Below are 17,542 nucleotides of genomic sequence, written 5' to 3'. Positions count from 1 at the left end.
GACCGAGGGCGGGCGCATCTTATTGAGAACGCTTATCGTATCTAGAACGGCGTTCTAATCAAGTCCGTGCCCAGAGCGCGCGCGGCGATGCGGCAGGCTTGCGGGGTGCGCAGTCGTTTGCCCGCGGCGCGCACGTTGTACATGGTGCGAGGCGGACATGGCGCGTAGCGGACAAGGTGCGAGGAGGAGACGAGTGGCACAGGACTCGGCCGGAGCGTTCCACGTGGGGCTCACCGCCCGGCGAGTGGTGGACGCCGCCCTGGAGCTGACCGAGGAGTCTCATCTCCTCGGCTGGTCCGTACGGGACCTGGCCAAGCGGCTCGGAGTCGCACCATCGGTGGTCTACCACCACGTCGGCGGCCGGGACCTGCTCGCCAGGCACGTCGTGGAGCGCGTCCTGGCCGACCTCGCCCCGCCGCCTGCCGACCTGGAGTGGCGCGAGTGGTTCCGCACCCTGCTCCTGTCGATCAGGCCGCTGGTGACGCGGTGTCCCGGCGTCGCCAAGTGGCTGCTCATGCACGGGCCCGCGTTCCCGGCGATCATCCCTGTCATCGACGCGGGCGTCGCCGCTCTGCAGCGCGCGGGCTTCGGCGAGCGCACGGGTGTGGCCTACGCGGCCCTGCTCAACAACGCCCTGCTCACGATCACCGTCGGCGACGACCGAGTACTGCACGAGGTCGACGGCCCGCGCGACCACGCGACGATGATGAGCGAGTTCCAGGCCGCCGGCGCGTCGAGTCCGGGCGTCGCCGTGCTCACCGGCTCGCTCATGCGTCCGTTCGCCGAGGGCGGCCCCGACGCCGACCGCCGACGCGAGGCGTACTACCGGTTCGTCGTCGAGAACACCATCGCGGGCCTGACCGTCCAGCTCGCGCCTGACGTAGCCGCGGCCCGGCCGACGTAAGGGTCAGACGCGCGCCGCCGAAGACCACGCGCGCAGCGCGACCTGGCGGTCGGCCCGCGCGATGGTGGCCGGCCGGTGCGCGACGAGCAGGACCGCACGGTCACGCGAACGGTTCAGCAGGTCGAGGATCGCCGTGTCCGCCTCGTGGTCCAGGGAGGCGGTCGCCTCGTCGAGCACGAGGACCCGCGGCTCGCGCAGGAGCGCCCTGGCGATCGCGACGCGGGCCCGCTGCCCCCCGGACAGGCCCGTGCCGTGCTCACCGACCGGCGTGTCCAGCCCGAGCGGCAGACCGACGCCAGGATCGTCGAGCCCCGCGGCCTTCGCGGCGCGCAGGACGTCTGCTGCCGGGGCGTCCGGCCGGCCGAGGACCAGGTTGCTCCGGATGGTCCCGTGCAGGAGCTGGGACGACTGCGGGACGACGGCGACCAGCTCGCGCAGCCGGTCCTCCGGCATCGCGCGCAGGTCGACGCCGTCGATGCGGATGCTGCCGTCGTCCGGGTCCCAGAGCCGGAGGGCGAGCCTGGCGGCGGTCGTCTTGCCCGCCCCCGACGGTCCGGTCAGCGCGACGATCTCGCCCGGGCGCACGTGCAGGTCGAACCGGTCGAGCACCGGCCGGGTCTCGTCGTAGGCGAAGCCGACGCCGTCGAGGACGAGGCCGGCCTCGCCGGGGCGCTCGGCCACCGGAGCCGCGCCGGCGGGACCGATAGCGGGGGCGGCGTCCAGCGCGCGGAGGATCCGGGCGGCGGACTCCCGCAGGGTGCCCACGTTGCGCAGCAGCTCGGCGATCTGCGCGGCCGGGCCGAGCCCCGCCACCGCGACGGTGACCGCGAGCGGGATCGCGGCTGCCTCGATACCATCGCCCGCCCGCAGGGCGACGGCGATGGCCCCGACCGCCGCGAGGGCGAACACGGCGTCGGCGATACCACGCTCGACGCCGAGCCGGGTCGCCTCGCGCTGCTGGACGCGGCCGTGGGCGCGGGTGTCGTCGGTGATGCGCCCGAGCTGTGCGCCCAGCGCGTCGGCGCCGGTCAGCTCGCGGATACCGCGGATCGTGTCGAGCAGCTCGGAGCGGACCCGCGCCGCGCCGTCCGACAGCGCCTGGGCGTTGCGGCGTGCGAGCCGGGCGGTGACCAGGGGCACGACCACGCCGACGACGAGCAGCGGCAGCCAGACCAGCAGGAGCAGCGGGGTGATCGCGACCGACACGACGGTACTGACCGACAGGATCAGCGCCGCGCTGAGCGTCTGGGCGACGGTGTGGGCGTACAGCCATTCGAGCGTCTCGATGTCCCCCATCACGGTGGTCACGAGCTCGCCCGTGCGGTGGTACTGCCGCCGGGACGGCAGCGCCCGCCGGAGCGCCGCGAAGACCCGGCCGCGCAGGACGCCGATGAGCGCGTAGGCGAGCCCGTGGGAGACCCAGGACTCCCGGGTGGCGGCCGCGGCCGCCAGGACCGCGACGGCGACCAGGACGACCGTGACAACGGGCAGCGAGACGGGCGCGCCCGCCGCCACCTGCCCGACCACGAGGGCCAGCCCGAGGGCGACGGTCAGCACGGCGGCCTGCGTGACGATGCTCCACACGACGGTCTCGACGAACAGCCGCCAGCGGACGGCGATGACGGGCAGGAGCCGCAGGACGGGCGTCATCGTGGTGCTCCTGCCGCTCGGGCGAGCTTCGTCGGTGGTCCTTCACCGCTCGCGGTGACTCGTCCTCGTTCGATGCGGACCCAGCGGGTGCACCGTTCGGCCGCGCTGAGCCGGTGCGCGACGACGATGGTCGTGCGCTCGGTGGCGTGGTCGAAGATGCCCTCGACGACGCGGCGTTCGGTGTCGGCGTCGAGCGCCGAGGTGACCTCGTCCAGCACGAGCACCGGGGCGCGGGCGAGCAGGGCGCGGGCGATCGCGATCCGCTGCCGCTGCCCGCCGGAGAGCTGCTGCCCGTCCTCGGTGAGCACCGTGTCGTAGCCCTCGGGCAGGGCGCTGATCAGGTCGTGGGCGTCGGCGGCTGCCGCGGCGGCCCGGACCTCGGCGTCGTCGGCGTCGGGCCGGTAGAGGCGCAGGTTCTCGCGCACGCTCCAGGCGAACAGCACGGGGTCCTGCGGCACGACGACGACGCTCCGGCGCAGCGCGCTCAGGGTGTAGTCGCGCAGGTCCGTCCCGTCGACGCGGACGGCGCCCTGGTCCGGGTCGGCGCCGCGTTCGAGCAGCCGGGCGAGCGTGCTCTTGCCCGCTCCCGACGGCCCGAGGACGGCCACGGTCTCCCCCGGCTCGATCCGGAGGTCGATCCCGCTCACCCCCGTCCCGGTGCCGGGGTACCGGTAGGTGACGTCGCTGAGCTCCACCGCCGCCCCGTCCGGCGCGGGTGCGGTACGCGCACCCTCTCCGCGCACCGCCGGCTCGGCGGACAGGAGAGCGTCGAGCCCGTCGACGGCGGTGAGCCCCTGGTAGCCGGCGTGCCAGTACTGGCCGAGCTCCGACACCGGTCGGAAGCACTCGCGGGCGAGCATCAGCACGAGCACGGCGGTGGTCGCCGTCGCACTGCCGGTGACCACCGCGGCGAGGGCGGCGAGCACCGCGGCGACCACACCGACGTGCACGGCCAGGCCGCTCAGCGCGCTCTCGACCAGCGACATCCGAAGCTGGGACATGGTCCGCGCGCGCAGGTTCTCCGCACGCTCGTCGAGCTCCGCCCCGACCCGCTCAGCGGCGCCGAAGCTGCGCAGCAGCGGGATCGACTGCAGCGCCTCGACGTAGTCGCCGGAGAGCCGCGCGAAGGCGTCCCACCGGTCGCGCCCGTTGCGCAGCAGGCGGGCGTCCCACAGCCGCGGGGCGAGCACCGCGACGGCGGCGGCGATCGCGAGGGCGGCGCCCGCCGCCGGTGCGAGCGCCGCCACGACGACGACGATCGCCGCCGGGACCAGGAGCACGACGACGAGCTGCGGCAGGTAGCGCGTGTAGTAGGCGTCCAGCCCGTCGACGCCGTCGATCACCGTCGCGGCGGTCCGCCCGGCCCGGCGTCCGGCCTCGGGGACCGCGGCGACCTGGTCCAGCAGGCGGCTCCGCAGCCGGAGGCGCACCGACACGCCGACGCGGGTGGTCAGTGACTCCCGCGCCCAGATCACCACCGCGCGGACGAGCGCGACCGCGGCCAGCGCCGTCAGCGGTCCGCCGACGTCGCCGGCCCCGACGGCGCCGGCGTCACGAACGAGCGCCGCGACGACCAGGCCGACGAGGACGGCGAAGGCCACGTGCAGGGCGGACAGCACCAGGCCGACGGCGGCCAGGGCGAGGATCGCACCCCGCACGGCCCCGGCGAGCTGCAGGAGCCTGCGGTGGATCACCGGTCAGAGCTCCTGGGGGTAGAGCGCCTCCGCGATCTGGCGGACCGCCGCGACGTTACCGAGCGTGCCGGGGAACACGTCGGCGGCCGAGATGGCGATCAGCCTGTCCTCCCGCACCGCTGGCATGTCGGGGAACGTGCTGGTGAGGTACTCGCGGGCCGCGGCCTCGTGCTCGGCGTCCGACACCGAGAAGACGAGTGCCTCGGGTGCCTCGGCGGCCAGCGACTCGGGGGTGATCTCGGCGGCGAAGAAGTCGGCGAAGGCGGGCTGGTCGGGTGTGTAGACGTTGTCCGACCCGGCCAGCCGCAGGATGTCGTACTCGACGCCGGCCCCGATCGCGGAGAGCGAGGTCCCGTCGACGTACACCTGCGCGACCCGCAGCCTGTCGACGTCCGCCACGGCGGCGGCGATCTCGTCCAGGTCGGCCTGGCTCTCGGCGATCAGGTCGGCGGCGGCGTCCTCGACGCCGAAGATCGTGCCGAGGTCCTCCAGGTCGGTGAAGAGGTCGGTGACCTCGCCGGTCATCCGGCGGTCCGCGCATCCGCCGGTCGCGACGTAGACGGCGGCGCCGGCGTCCTCGAGCTGCTCGATGCTCGCGAAGCCCTGCTCGGCGGTGAACTCGTAGGTGGTCGGCGAGTAGACGAAGTCGGGCTGCACGGCCAGGAGGTCCTCGCGGCCGGGCGGTGTGTCGCCACCGATCACCGGGACGTCCGCGGCGAGGGAGGCGACGTCGTCGGGCAGCGCCTGCTTGGTGGCCTGGGCCTGTCCGGCCAGGCGGTCGGCCAGGCCCAGGCGCAGCAGCAGCTCGGTCTGGGAGGGGTGCATCCCCACCACGGCCTCCGGCGCGCCGTCGACCACGACGTCCCGGCCGCAGTTGCTCACCGTGACCGGTTCCGCGCTGTCCGCGTCCCCTGCCGCGGGGGTGACGCCGGTCCCGCAGGCGGACAGGAGCAGGGTGGCGGCAGCAAGGGAGGCGACGGCGCCGGTGGTGGCCGCGCGCCTGGGGTGACGGGTCATGGCGAGATCTCGCTTTCGGTGTGGACGGGTCCTCGGACCAGGGCGGCCCGGTCCTCGGCGGAGTCGGGGTGGGGCTGCCGGAACGCGAGGACGCGGTCGCGCCCGTCCTCGAGCAGACGCGCGCGGACGCCGAAGACGGCGTGGATCAGCTCCGGGGTGAAGGTCGTGGCCGGTGGCCCGTCGGCGACGACGGTCCCGGCGTCGAGCACCACCACGCGGTCGCAGTACTGCGCCGCGAGATTCAGGTCGTGGAGCGCGGCGATCACCGTGCGGCCGAGCCCGCGCACCGTGCTCATCAGCTCGAGCTGATGCCTGATGTCGAGGTGGTTGCTCGGCTCGTCGAGCACGAGGACCGGGCTCTGCTGCGTCAGGGCGCGTGCGAGCATGACCCGCTGCCGCTGGCCGCCGGACAGGGTCCCCACCATGCGCCCGGCGAGGTCGTCGATCCCGGTGCGCCGCATGGCGTCGTCGGCGATCCGGTGGTCCTCGGCGGTGTCCCTCCCGAAGGAGGCGTGGTGCGGGGCCCGGCCGAGGAGCACCACCTCGTGCACGCTGAGGTCGAAGTCCGTGTGCGAGTCCTGCAGCATCACGGCGACCTGCCGCGCGTGCTGCCGCCCGGAGAGGCTGCGCACGTCGGCGCCGCCGACCCGCACGGTGCCTCGGCTCGGCCGGACGGCGCGGTAGAGCGTGCGGAGCAGCGACGACTTGCCGCTGCCGTTGGGGCCGACCAGGCCGACCACGGTCCCTGGCTCGACGGTCAGCGAGGCGCCGTGCACCACCTCGGTCCCGCCGAGCACCACCGTGACGTCGTCGAACTCGACCCTCATCTCTGCCTTCACCGCCCGAACCCCGCTCGGTCGGCGCCGTCACGGCGCATCAGCCAGAGAAAGAACGGCGCCCCGACGAAGGCCGTCAGGATGCCGAGCGGGATCTCGGTGGGCATCGCCACCGTGCGCGCCAGGAGGTCCGCGATCATCAGGAACACCGCGCCCGCCAGCACGGTGACCGGCAGCATCCGCCGGTGGTCCGCGCCCACCACGATGCGTGCGACGTGCGGGATCACGAGGCCGACGAAGCCGATGCCGCCCGCCACCGATACGACGGTGCCCGTCAGCAGCGAGGCCACGACGAGGAGCAGCCCGCGCAGCCGGGTCGCGTCCACGCCCAGCGACGTCGCCGACTCGTCGCCCGTCATCAGGGCGTTGAGCGAGCGTGCCGTCCCGGCGGCGAGGAGCCAGGCGACCACGAGGGCGACGGCCGGCCCGATCAGGCTCTGCATCGTCGCCGCCGACACGCTGCCCAGCAGGAAGAACATGATGCTGACGACGTTCTGCGCGTCCGTCGAGATCGTCAGGTAGCTCGTCACCGCACTGAACAGCGTGCCGAGGGCCACGCCCGCGAGGATCATCCGGGTCGGCAACAGCTCGCCGCCCTTGCGCGCCATGACCGCCACGCAGGCGCACGCCGCCAGCGCGCCGACGAACGCCGCGACGTTCAGCGAGAGCCCGCCCAGCACGCCCGTGCCGAAGACGATCACGAGTACGGCACCCACGCTGGCACCAGAGGACACCCCGAGGATGTACGGCTCTGCCAGCGGGTTGCGGACGGTGACCTGCATCAGGGCACCGGCGAGCGCCAGGCCCGCGCCGGCCAGCCCCGCCAGCAGCGTCCGCGGCAGCCGGAACTGCCATACGGCCTGGTCCTGCAGCGGGGTCAGGGTTCCGTCGGACATCCACGGCATGCCGGGGAGCAGGTGTCCGGTGGTGATCTGGGCCGCCTCGGTCAGGCTCACGTCCACCGAGCCGACCGAGCCGGAGACGACCACGAGGGTCAGCAGCGCGACGGCGAGGACCGCGCAGGACCAGCCGGTCCGCCGGTCGAGGCGACGTCGGAGCGAGTACGCGGCACCTGGCGGGCTGCCCGAGGCCGGCGCCACGGAGGCGGGTGCGCGTGTCGTCACGCCGCGACAGTAGTGATAACCATTATCGATTTCAACTTCGGCTCAGGGGCGGTGACGGCAGCCGTGTCAGCGCCGTGTCAGGGCCGTGTCCGCGGGTCGGGCAAACATCTCCGGCATGGACAACACACAGAGCTTCACCGCCGAGGCGGAACGCACACCAACCAACCGACTGGTCGAGCGGCTGCTCGCAGACCGGCACTCCGTGCCGCTGTCGATCGCGCTCCACCTCGTCCCCGGCGCGCTGATCGTCGCCGTCTACGCCTTCATCGCCGCACCGTTCACCCGGGCGATCGGCTACCCGCCCTTCCTCGCCTGGGCCATCGCCCTGACCGTCGTGCTCTTCCCGGTCCACTTCGGCCTGCTGTGGCTTGGCCGTCGGCGCACGGGCCGCTACTCGCTGCGCGGGGTGCTGCACTACCTGGACAAGCCGTTCTCGCGCGGCAAGATCACCCTGATCGGCATCGGCCTCCTGATCTACATGACCGTGGTGTCGTTCTCGCTCGTCCCGTTGGACAACGTCGTCTACGACGCGGCCTTCACGTGGATCCAGTACGACGGCGCCGGCGCCTCCGCCACCACCTACCTCGACGGGTACTCCCAGCAGCTGCTGATCACCACCCTGGCGATCTGCCTCCCGTTCACCGGCTTCACGCTGCCGCTCATCGAGGAGTACTACTTCCGCGGGTTCCTGCTGCCCCGCCTGCCCCAGCTCGGCAGGTGGGCGCCGCTGTTCAACACGGTCCTGTTCTCGGTGTACCACTTCTGGGCGCCCTGGACCGTCCTGTCAAAGATCGTCTTCCTGCTTCCCGGGGTCTGGTTCGTCTGGCGCAAGCACGACATCCGGGCATCGATCTGGATGCACCCCGGGTCGGCGCTCCTCGCGACCACCGGCGGCCTCGTCGCCCTGTCGATGGGTCTCATGTAGCCGGCACCCGCTGCGGGCCGGGGCGCCGTCCACCCTCACGAGGCGAGCGTGACCGCGACAAGCTGATCCCAGCTCGTCCCCGTGCCCTCCGCAGCCGCCTCGGCGAACCCGGCGTCGCCGAGGCGGCTCCGCGTTGCCTCCTCGATCCGGGCCAGGTCAGGGTCGGAACGGTCGGCCAGCCCGCGCACGCCGGTGCTCGCCGCGAGCAGCCGCGCGGCCTGCTCGTGCCGGTCGCTGCGCAGCGCCAGGTCCGCGACCCCGACGAGCACCTGCGCGATCATGGGCGCGTACCCCGCTTCGGCCGCCGCCCGGCAGGCCGCGGCGCGGTGCTCACGCACCTCGTCGAGATCGTCGGCGAGGTAGCCGAGCTGGTGGTGCAGCACCGAGTCGATGTTCGCCGCCTTGTCGCCCAGCGAGGTCGTCGCGAGGCCGAGCTGCCGGCGGGCCTCCTCGGCGTCGCCGCCCCAGCGCGCGAGCTCAGCCTTCGCCAGCGCCACCTCCGCCAGCGCGTCCGGCCACGTGACCCGCTCCACGAGCCGGTCCGCCTCCGCCATCGTGGTCGAACTCGCGTCCCCGTCGCCGAGCAGCCAGTACAGCCGTGCCTGCTGCGACCGCATCCGGATGACGTCCTCGACCGCCCCGACCTCGGCCACGGCCGCCGTCGCCTGCTCGTAGTACTCGGCCGCCGTAGCGAACTCCCCGCGGGTGGTGATGCGATCCGCGAGCTCCGTCAGGGCGAAGGAGATCCCGAACCGCTCCCCCAGCGCCCGGAACTCGGTCAGCGCCCGCTCGAGGTGCGCGTCGGCGTCCCGCCCGGCGTGGCCGAGCATGACCCGCATCTTGCCGAGCTGCAGCCTGGCCAGGGCGCGCGCCCAGGGGTCCTCGTTGTCCAGCACGGACTCCCACGCGCGCAGGGGATCGGACCCCTGGAGCATGTGCTCCAGGGGTCCGACCAGCCCGAGCAGCGGGCTGTGGGGCCCCTCGCGCCGGCTGAGCTCGTACGCCCGGTGGATCCAGTCCGCCGCCTGACGCTCGTCCGCGGCCCGCCCGGAGCTGGCGAACATCACGATGAGCGCGTACACGGCGGCCCGGGTCTCGTCGCCGACCTCGCGCTCGACCGTTCCCTCACGCTCGACTGCCCCCTCGACGGCGCCGGCGCCGGTGCCGGTGCCGAGCAGCTCGGCGGCAGCGGTGATCAGCTCCAGGCCCTCGGTCTTGTGCCCGCCGAGCCACCAGTACCAGCCGGCGCCGGCCGCGAGGCGCATCGCGGCGGGCGCGTCACCGGCCGCGAGCGCACCGCGCATCGCGGCGCTGATGTTGTCGTGTTCTGCGGCGAGCGTGGCAAGCCAGGTCAGCTGTTCGGCCCGGCGAAGGCGCGGCTCGGCGGCCTCGGCGAGCTCCGTGAAACAGGCGAGGTGCGTCCGGCGGGCCAGGTCGGCCTCCCCCGCCTCCGCCAGACGCCCGGCGGCGTACTCCTTGATGGTGCCGAGCATCCGGTAGCGCGGGCTGCCGCCGGCATCGGCGTCGGCGACCAGCAGCGACTTCTCGGTCAGCGCGGTGAGCAGATCCAGCACCTCCCCCTGTTCGGCGATGTCGGCGCAGACCCGTTCGGCCGCGTCCAGGCTCGCCCCGCCGGCGAAGACCGACAGCCTGCGCAGGACCGTCCGCTCGGCGTCCGTCAGCAGCTCCCAGCTCCAGTCGACCATCGCGCGAAGCGTCCGGTGGCGCGGCAGCGCGGTGCGGCTGCCGCCCGTCAGCAGCCGGAACCGGTCATCGAGCCGGTCTGCCAGCTGCTCGACGGACAGGGTGCGCAGCCGGGTCGCCGCCAGCTCGATCGCCAGCGGCATCCCGTCCAGGGCCCGGCAGATGCGGGCCATCGTCGACAGCGTGGACGCGTCGGCAGCGAGGTCCTGGCGCGCGGCGCTCGCTCGTTCCCGCAGCAGGCGGACGGCCGGCGCCGCGGCGACCTCGTCGAGGTCGGCGTCCGGCGACGGCAGGCCGAGCGGCAGGACCGGCCACAGTGCCTCACCGGTGATGCCGAGCGGCTCCCTGCTCGTCGCCAGGATCCGCAGCCGCCGGCACTCGCCGAGGAGGCGGTGGGCGAACGCCGCCGCCTGCTCGACCACGTGCTCGCAGTTGTCCAGGACCAGGACCATCTCCCGCTCGCGGAGCGCGGCGACGAGCCGTTCGGCCGGTTCCGTCTCCGTCGCCTCGCCGAGCAGCGTGTCCCGCAGGCCGAGGGCGGCGAGCGCCGCCTGCGCGACGTCGCCGTCGATGCCGATGACCGCAAGCTCCACCAGCCAGACGCCGTCCGGCAGGTCGTCGACCAGCGTGCGGGCGGCCTCCGTGGCGAGCCTGGTCTTCCCCGCACCGCCCGGCCCGGTCAGCGTGGTCAGCCGGTGCTCGCCGACCATGGCGCGGACCGCCGCGACATCGGCGTCCTTGCCGACGTAGCTGGTCAGCTCGGCGCGAAGGTTGGTCTTGGGACGCTCGTCCCGCCGTCCGACCTCGCCGCGCAGCAACGCGACGTGGAGCCCGGACAGCTCCGGCGAGGGGTCGACGCCGAGCCCGTCGGCGAGGGCCGCTCGCGTGCGCTCGTAGACGAGCAGCGCGTCCGTGTCGCGGCCGGCGGCGGCGAGCCCCCGCATCAGGGCGGCGACGAGCCGTTCGCGCAGCGGGTGGGCTGCGACCAGGTCCGTCAGCTCCGGGACCAGGTCGGCGCCGTGGCCGAGGGCGATCTCCGCGTCGAACCGGTCCTCCCTGGCCGTCAGGTGCAGCCCTTCGAGCCGGGTGACCGCCGCGTCGAACGCCGCGCTGCCCTCCAGGCCGACGTCCTGCATGGCCTTCCCGCGCCACAGCCGCAGCGCCTCGCGCAAGAGCTGCACCCGCCGTGGACCGTCGGCGGCGCGCGCGGTGTCCACGAGCCGCTCGAACCGCAGCGCGTCGACGGCGTCGGGCTCCACCAGCAGGCGGTAGCCGCTCGGCTGCCCCTCGACCGAGCCGTCCGGCAGCACCTTCCGCAGCCGGGAGACCAGGCGCTGCAGGGCGTTCGTCGCGTCGGACGGCGGCTGCTCGCCCCAGATCCAGTCGACGAGCGTCGCCTTGTGGACCGTGCGGCCGGCGTCGAGCGCAAGGGCGACAAGCAGCGCCCGCAGCCGCGAGCCCGGCACATCGGCGAGGACGCCGTCGTCCAGCCGGAGCTCGAGCGGCCCGATCATCCCGATCTGCACCGGGCGATTCTGCCACGGGCTACCTCGGCGGCACCCGTTCGATCCGCGTCCAGCCCTTCCAACCACGCTCCTCCAGGAGCTCGATGATCCGCCTGCCGCCCGGTGACTCGGCCGGCAGCGCGTCCAGCAGGTCCACGAACGGCTGGTCGAGGCCGTCGTCGTCGGACCCGACCACCTCGCCGGCCTCAACGGCCCGGCGGGCGAGCCGCTCCATGACGTCGACGATCTCGACGATCCGGGAGTCGTCGGCCGGCCAGTGGAGGGCCTCGGTGATCAGCGTGTAGAGCCGCACCGCGTCGGGGTCGTCCAGCTCCCTGTGCTTCATGGCCATCACGGCGTCGATCTCGTCCGGTATGCGGGCGGCCATCATGATCCAGGCGTCCCGCTCGAGCACTATGTACTGCTCGTCGACCCCGAGGCCACGCAGCCGGTCGAGATAGTCGAGGACGCTCTGCGGGAGCGCCAGGCTCTCTCCCGCCGCCAGCCTCGCGATCCGCCTGCGGTTCTCCCGCAGCCGCCGCATCTCGGCGCGCAGCCCCCGGTCGATCTCCTCGACGGCGCGGGCGAACTCCTCGGGGGTGGCGTCCAGCAGCATCTGCACCCTCGCCAGGGGTACGCCGGCCTCGGCGAGGGTGCGGATGCGGATCAGCCGGACCAGCGTGGCGGCGTCGTACGACCGGTAGCCGGAGCGGTCCCGCTCCGGCTCCGGAAGCAGCCCGATCTGGTGATAGTGCCGCACCGCGCGCACCGTCACCCCGGCGTACGACGCCACCTGGCCGATCGTCAGCATGCTGTTCAGCGTGCCCTACGAGATCTTGCGGCGGTAGGCGGCCATCGCGAAGAAGTACGTGACCACGAGGATGCCGACGCACCAGCCCAGCGCGACCCAGATGTCGGTGCCGACCGGCTGCTGGGCCAGGAGGGCACGGATCGTGTCGACGATCGAGGTGACCGGCTGGTTCTCGGCGAACCAGCGCAGCGGACCGGGCATGGTCTCGGTCGGCACGAAGGCCGAGCTGAGGAACGGCAGGAAGATCAGCGGGTACGAGAACGCGCTCGCGCCGTCGACGGACTTCGCGGTGAGCCCGGGGATGACCGCGAGCCAGGTCAGCGCGAGCGTGAAGAGGACAAGGATGCCTGCAACGGCCAGCCAGGCCGGAAGGCCCGCGCCGGAGCGGAAGCCCATCAGGAGAGCGACCAGCACGACGACGGCGATCGAGACGAGGTTCGCGACCAGCGACGTGAGCACGTGCGCCCACAGGACCGACGACCGGGCGATGGGCATGGACTGGAACCGCTCGAAGATGCCGCCCTGCATGTCCATGAACAGCCGGAACGCGGTGTAGGCGATACCGGAGGCGACGGTGATCAGCAGGATGCCGGGCAACAGGTAGTCGACGTAGTTGTCCGTGCCGGTCTCGATCGCGCCGCCGAAGACGTAGACGAACATCAGCATCATCGCGATCGGGGTGACGGCGGTGGTGATGATCGTGTCCATGCTGCGCGTGATGTGGGTGAGGGAGCGTCCGGTCAGGGCGCGGGTGTCGCTGAGGAAGTGGTTGGTCATCGCTGGTCCTCGCTGCTCTTGTCGCCGCCGACTATGGCGAAGAAGACGTCCTCGAGGGTTGGCTGCTTCTCGACGTACTCGACCTCGGCGGGCGGCAGCAGCGCCTTGAGCTCGGCGAGGGTGCCGTCGACGATGATGCGGCCCTGGTGCAGGATCGCTATCCGGTCGGCGAGCTGCTCGGCCTCGTCGAGGTGCTGGGTCGTGAGCAGGACCGTCGTTCCGCCGTCGGCCAGCCTCTTGACGGTGCGCCACACCTCGACGCGGGCCTCGGGGTCGAGGCCCGTCGTCGGCTCGTCGAGGAAGATGACCGACGGGTCGCCGATCAGGCTCATCGCGATGTCGAGGCGGCGGCGCATGCCGCCGGAGTAGGTGGCGGCCCTGCGGCTGCCGGCCTCGGTCAGGGAGAAGCGGGCGAGCAGGTCGTCGGCGATCTTCCCCGGATCTGCGATGTGGCGCAGCCTGGCGACCAGGACGAGGTTCTCCCGGCCGGTGAGGATCTCGTCGACGGCGGCGAACTGACCGGTCAGGCTGATCGACTCGCGCACCTCGGCGGCCTGTGTGGCGACGTCGTACCCGTGCACGCTCGCGGTGCCGCCGTCGGCCTTGAGCAGGGTGGACAGGATCTTGATGGCCGTGGTCTTGCCCGCGCCGTTGGAGCCGAGCAGGGCGAAGATGCTGCCGCGCGCGACCTCGAGGTCGACGCCCTTGAGCACCTGCAGGTCCTTGTACGACTTCTGCAGCCCGCGCACGCGGATCGCGGGTGCCCCCGCGCCGGCTCCGGGACTCGTTCCGATGTCCGTTCGTGTGTTCATGCGACTGTTCATGCGATGAGGATGCGGGGTTGACCCTGCGTCAGGGTCAACCCCGCATGCGGGCACGGCGGGCTGCGGGCGCGGCGGGCAAGGCCTACCCAGGTGGTGGGTGCCGGCTGGGCTGAACCGTATCCGGCTGAGCACCGGATATGCGGGCTGGGCTGAATTGTTCAGCCTGTCTGAACCTGGCAGGGCTGAGGCGAACACAGATCAGGAAACCTGGCACCCTCCCACCGGGTCTACCTTGCCGCCGGGGTGTCCGGCCGGTGCCGGACCGGGGGCAGGCGTGCCCGGCCTCGCGGACCAGGCCCTCCGGCTCGGCGGTACACCGCGCTCAACCTGGGGTCGCGGTGAGGCGCACTCCCCCGAGCAGCGGGGCCTCGACCCCGCGCGTGCCACGGACCAGGAGCCGGACCGTCCCGTCGTTCCACGCGGAAGGCAGCCACAGCCGGCCGGCGTCGCCGCCCGTGAACCGCGGCCGGGCGGGGTCGTCGAGCCACACCCGGCCCAGCAGCTCCCCGCCGGCGAACGCACTGACCCGCACCTGGGTGCCCTCGAACCCGAGCGAGAGCCCGCCCGGCGGCACCGCCGCCTCGAGCCATCGCTCCTCGCCGGGTGCGAGCTCCAGCGGCAGCGCGACCGTCTCTCCAGCGGCGTCGGCACGTGACAGGTCGAGGATCGCCTCGTCGGGCTGGGCCTCCACGTCCCAGCCGGTGACCGGCTCCAGCCGGAACAGCTCGGCGGCCAGTCCGGCTCCCGGCCGGTGCGGCACGGTGATCGCTACCGCGCTTCCCGCACCGGGGACCAGGTGCAGCCAGGGATCGTCCTCCGTCACGGTGTGCGTCACGCCGTCCACGGTCACCTGGACCGAACCCGCGACCCCGGCCAGGCGCAACGCGTGGTGGTGCGCACCGTCGACATCGAGGTCGCGCGAGTAGGTCGTCGGCTCCCCGACCCGGGTGCTGCTCCACCCGCCGAGCGTGCGCAGCGGCGCCGGCTCGCCCGGCCAGCCGCCCGTGGCGCTGACCCGCCACAGCGCGGACACGTCGGACCGGCCGACCACGGACCACACCCTGCCGAGCCCGCGCAGCGATCCCAGCCGCAGCGCCGGGAGGCGGACGTCGTCGAAGTTCGCGTGCCCCCAGGTCTCGACCGTCGCGTCGAGGCGTCCCGCCCCGGCCACCGGCAGCAGGAAGGTGGCCCCGAAGCCCGCGACGGTGGGCAGCGCCACCCCGTCGAGCGCGAGGTCGACGATGTCCGACGCGCCCTCGACCAGCAGCTCGTCCGCGCCGTCGAGGCCTGTCGAGTAGTGCGTACGCCCCCGGTAAACGCCCACGTCCTCCGACGACGGCGCGTCCTCGTACCGCGTGGTGCGTCCGGTGCGGGCGGCGAGGCCGAGCCCGGTCAGGGCCGTGAGCGGCGGGTGCTCGGCCGTCGCCTCCGCCGCGGCGGCCTTGCCGTCCGACGCCGCGGCGGCTCCGTCGTCCGACGGCGCGTCCACGTCCGCATCCACGTTGCCGTCCACGTCCACGGGGTGGCGCACGACGACCGCCCACGCCACGCCGTCGGTCTCTGCCTCGATCCGCGCCCGGACCGGAGCGGCGGGCGCGGGTGCGTCCAGCTCGACCAGCACCGGCCGCCCGCCCGAGACCTCCAGCACGACGACGCTCGCACCCGCCGTCGCCAGCTCTATCCCGTCCGGGCCCGCGCCGACGAGGTCGGCGGTCGCCAGACGCAGGGTCCCGGGCAGCCCGAACCGGTCCAGCGGCAGGTCCCGCAGCACCAGCAGGCACGACGCGGCGGGCAGCGGCACCACCACCTCCGGTCCGCCGAACCACGCCGGGAACGCGGCGGTCCCGGCGTCGTCGGTCAGGTTGGGGATGCCGGTCAGCTCACCCCCGCCGTCGAGCACCAGCCTGGACGGCGAGGCGCTGGTGGCGACGTCGACGCGGAAGGCGCCGTCGGCGGACGCCGTGGTCGACCGCGCGAGCGCGGGCCCGAGGGTGCGCAGCACGCGCGCGAGGACGCGGGCCTCGGCCATCTCGGGGCGGGGCGCGCCGACCGGGTCGAGGTACCCGCCGAAGTCGTAGTCGTGGGACATGAACCCACCCGGGTCGCCCCAGTTGCCCACCGAGGGCGTGTAGCCGAAGTCGAAACCGGAGGCCTGGAGGTAGGGCGCGATGACCTTCGCGCCGCTGACCAGCAGCCGGCGCAGCGTCGCGTGCCTGCGGTTGGTCTCCATGACCAGCAGCGGCTCGCCGCGGCCCGCGACGAGGTCGGCGTACTGCCGCGCCTCGGCCTCGACGAACGGCGAGCGGTCGTCCGGGTAGAAGTTGAACGCGGGCGTGATGCCGTCGACTCCCCCGGTGGCTCCCGCGAGGTCGCCCTGTCCGGCACAGGCGACGACGGGCACGGTGATGCCGTGGCCGAGCGTCAGGCCGTGCAGCCGGGCCAGGTACTCGGGCCGGTCGGCGGTGTCGAAGAAGTCGAGCTCGTTCTCCACCTGGATCGCGACGACGGCGCCGCCCCGGTCGCGCTGCCGGGCCGCGAGCAGCGGCATCACCTGGTCGAACCAGGCCTCGACGTGCCGCAGGTAGCGCGGCTCGGCCTGCCGCAGCGCCAGGCCGTCCTCGAGGGTCAGCCACGCGGGCAGCGCGCCGCCGTCCCACTCGGAGCAGATGTACGGTCCGGGCCGCGCGATGACGCCGAGCCCGGCGTCGCGGGCCAGGTCGAGGAACTCGCCGACGTCGCGACGTCCGGTGAAGTCCCACCTGCCGGGCGCGGTCTCGTGGAAGTTCCACGGGACGTAGACGTCCACGAGCGTGTAGCCGGACGCCGCCACCTTGGCCAGGCGGTCCGCCCAGGCCTCGCGCGGCACCCTGAAGTAGAACAACGAGGCACACAGGTGCACCTGCTCCGCGCCGTCGAGCACGAGCCCGGAGGGGCGCAGCCCGACCGCACCCCGCTGCGCGGGCGTGTCCGTCTGCGTCGTCATCTCGTACCTTCGCTCTCTGGGGGTTCGATGGTGGGTCCGGTGCTGGACCCGGTGCTGGGCTCGGTGATGTACGTGCTGAAGATCCTCGTGAACAGGACCGCGTTCACGACGGCGACCCCCGCGAACCCGATGAGGAACCAGAGCAGCCCGTACACCGCCACCGCCGGGTAGAAGACGGTGACGACGACGGGAAGCGCGGTGACCGCGGCGACGGCCAGGGAGCCGAAGAGGTGCCGGAGCGACATCAGACGCGAGTTGTTCAGCACCTCCAGGACGGTGTTCTCGAACCTCGCGTTGTAGGGGAAGACGTACAGGGTCGCCAGCACGAACCGGAACGCGACGAGGTAGAGCACCACCAGCAGGACGATCCGCACGACGAACGGGACGTCGAGGTTGTCGACGACCACGTACCAGGCCGCGAGGACCAGGGCGAGGCCGACTACGGCGAGCCCCAGGAGGGTCGCCTGCTTGAAGTTCGTCCGGAACGACCTGAGGTAGTCACCCGCCACCGACGTGCTCTCGCCGGACACGATCTTCATGGCGGTGTAGTTCAGGGCGGTGAGCGCGGCGCCGAGCGTGACCACGGGGAGCGCCGTCGCGATGAAGACGAGGTTGAGGATCATCACGTCCGCGACCTTGTCCAGGAACCGCAGGAGCGGTGAGTCCGGGTGGAAGATCTTGCTCACGATCGCCCTGCCTGTCTCTCGTGACGTCCGTCTGCGCGTCGTGCGGGTGTCGGTGGTCCGCCGGTGGTCCTTCCGGTGGTCGAGGGCGTCGAGACCTGGGTC

At 73.2% G+C, this 17,542-nt stretch carries 13 protein-coding genes; 2 read left to right on the top strand and 11 right to left on the bottom strand.

Annotation, left to right across the window (positions count from 1 at the left end; all coding sequences use genetic code 11):
- The first annotated feature begins 193 nt into the window (after positions 1-193).
- Positions 194-904, top strand: a complete 711-nt coding sequence (locus ACFWE2_RS03255; protein WP_377222771.1) for a TetR/AcrR family transcriptional regulator — start codon at positions 194-196, stop codon at positions 902-904.
- A 3-nt stretch (positions 905-907) separates the two neighbouring features.
- Here the strand turns inward: ACFWE2_RS03255 and ACFWE2_RS03250 are convergent, their stop codons facing one another.
- From ACFWE2_RS03250 to ACFWE2_RS03230, 5 genes are read right to left on the bottom strand one after another with little or no spacing between them, the layout of a single operon-like run.
- On the bottom strand, positions 908-2,554 hold the full coding sequence (locus ACFWE2_RS03250) for an ABC transporter ATP-binding protein (RefSeq protein ID WP_377222770.1): 1,647 nt from the start codon (positions 2,552-2,554) through the stop codon (positions 908-910).
- A complete protein-coding gene (locus ACFWE2_RS03245) occupies positions 2,551-4,248 on the bottom strand; it encodes an ATP-binding cassette domain-containing protein (RefSeq protein WP_377222769.1) in 1,698 nt (565 codons plus the stop codon). Before ACFWE2_RS03245 ends, ACFWE2_RS03250 begins: the two co-directional genes overlap by 4 nt.
- A gap of 3 nt (positions 4,249-4,251) precedes the next feature.
- A complete protein-coding gene (locus tag ACFWE2_RS03240) occupies positions 4,252-5,265 on the bottom strand; it encodes an ABC transporter substrate-binding protein (RefSeq protein WP_377222768.1) in 1,014 nt (337 codons plus the stop codon).
- Positions 5,262-6,092, bottom strand: a complete 831-nt coding sequence (locus ACFWE2_RS03235) for an ABC transporter ATP-binding protein (protein WP_377222767.1) — start codon at positions 6,090-6,092, stop codon at positions 5,262-5,264. The genes ACFWE2_RS03240 and ACFWE2_RS03235 overlap by 4 nt, the downstream gene beginning before the upstream one ends.
- Before the next feature lie 8 nt (positions 6,093-6,100).
- Positions 6,101-7,225: a FecCD family ABC transporter permease gene (locus tag ACFWE2_RS03230; protein WP_377222766.1), complete on the bottom strand. Its 1,125-nt coding sequence runs from the start codon at positions 7,223-7,225 to the stop codon at positions 6,101-6,103.
- A 115-nt stretch (positions 7,226-7,340) separates the two neighbouring features.
- On the opposite strand from ACFWE2_RS03230, the gene ACFWE2_RS03225 reads away from it, so the two are divergent.
- Positions 7,341-8,150 carry a type II CAAX prenyl endopeptidase Rce1 family protein gene (locus ACFWE2_RS03225; RefSeq protein WP_377222765.1) on the top strand — a complete coding sequence of 270 codons (810 nt, stop codon included), beginning with the start codon at positions 7,341-7,343 and terminating at the stop codon, positions 8,148-8,150.
- Positions 8,151-8,185: 35 nt separating this feature from the next.
- Here the strand turns inward: ACFWE2_RS03225 and ACFWE2_RS03220 are convergent, their stop codons facing one another.
- From ACFWE2_RS03220 to ACFWE2_RS03195, 6 genes are all read right to left on the bottom strand, one after another.
- Positions 8,186-11,380: a BTAD domain-containing putative transcriptional regulator gene (locus tag ACFWE2_RS03220; RefSeq protein WP_377222764.1), complete on the bottom strand. Its 3,195-nt coding sequence runs from the start codon at positions 11,378-11,380 to the stop codon at positions 8,186-8,188.
- Positions 11,381-11,399: 19 nt separating this feature from the next.
- Complete coding sequence (locus ACFWE2_RS03215) at positions 11,400-12,170, bottom strand: MerR family transcriptional regulator (protein WP_377222763.1); 771 nt, start codon at positions 12,168-12,170, stop codon at positions 11,400-11,402.
- 15 nt (positions 12,171-12,185) lie between these two features.
- Positions 12,186-12,947, bottom strand: coding sequence for an ABC transporter permease (locus ACFWE2_RS03210; RefSeq protein ID WP_377222762.1), 762 nt, complete (start codon positions 12,945-12,947; stop codon positions 12,186-12,188).
- Positions 12,944-13,759, bottom strand: coding sequence for an ABC transporter ATP-binding protein (locus ACFWE2_RS03205; RefSeq protein ID WP_377222761.1), 816 nt, complete (start codon positions 13,757-13,759; stop codon positions 12,944-12,946). Before ACFWE2_RS03205 ends, ACFWE2_RS03210 begins: the two co-directional genes overlap by 4 nt.
- Positions 13,760-14,093: 334 nt before the next feature.
- Entirely contained in the window at positions 14,094-16,754 is a 2,661-nt protein-coding gene (locus ACFWE2_RS03200; protein ID WP_377222760.1) for a beta-galactosidase, read from the bottom strand.
- Positions 16,751-17,542, bottom strand: a 792-nt coding sequence (locus tag ACFWE2_RS03195; protein ID WP_377222759.1) for a YesL family protein, incomplete at its 5' end; no start/stop codon positions are given. The genes ACFWE2_RS03200 and ACFWE2_RS03195, both read right to left, overlap by 4 nt.

It is taken from the genome of Promicromonospora sp. NPDC060271, from assembly GCF_042726755.1.
Classification (GTDB): Bacteria; Actinomycetota; Actinomycetes; order Actinomycetales; family Cellulomonadaceae; genus Promicromonospora.
This window is presented reverse-complemented; position numbering and strand designations above follow the sequence as displayed.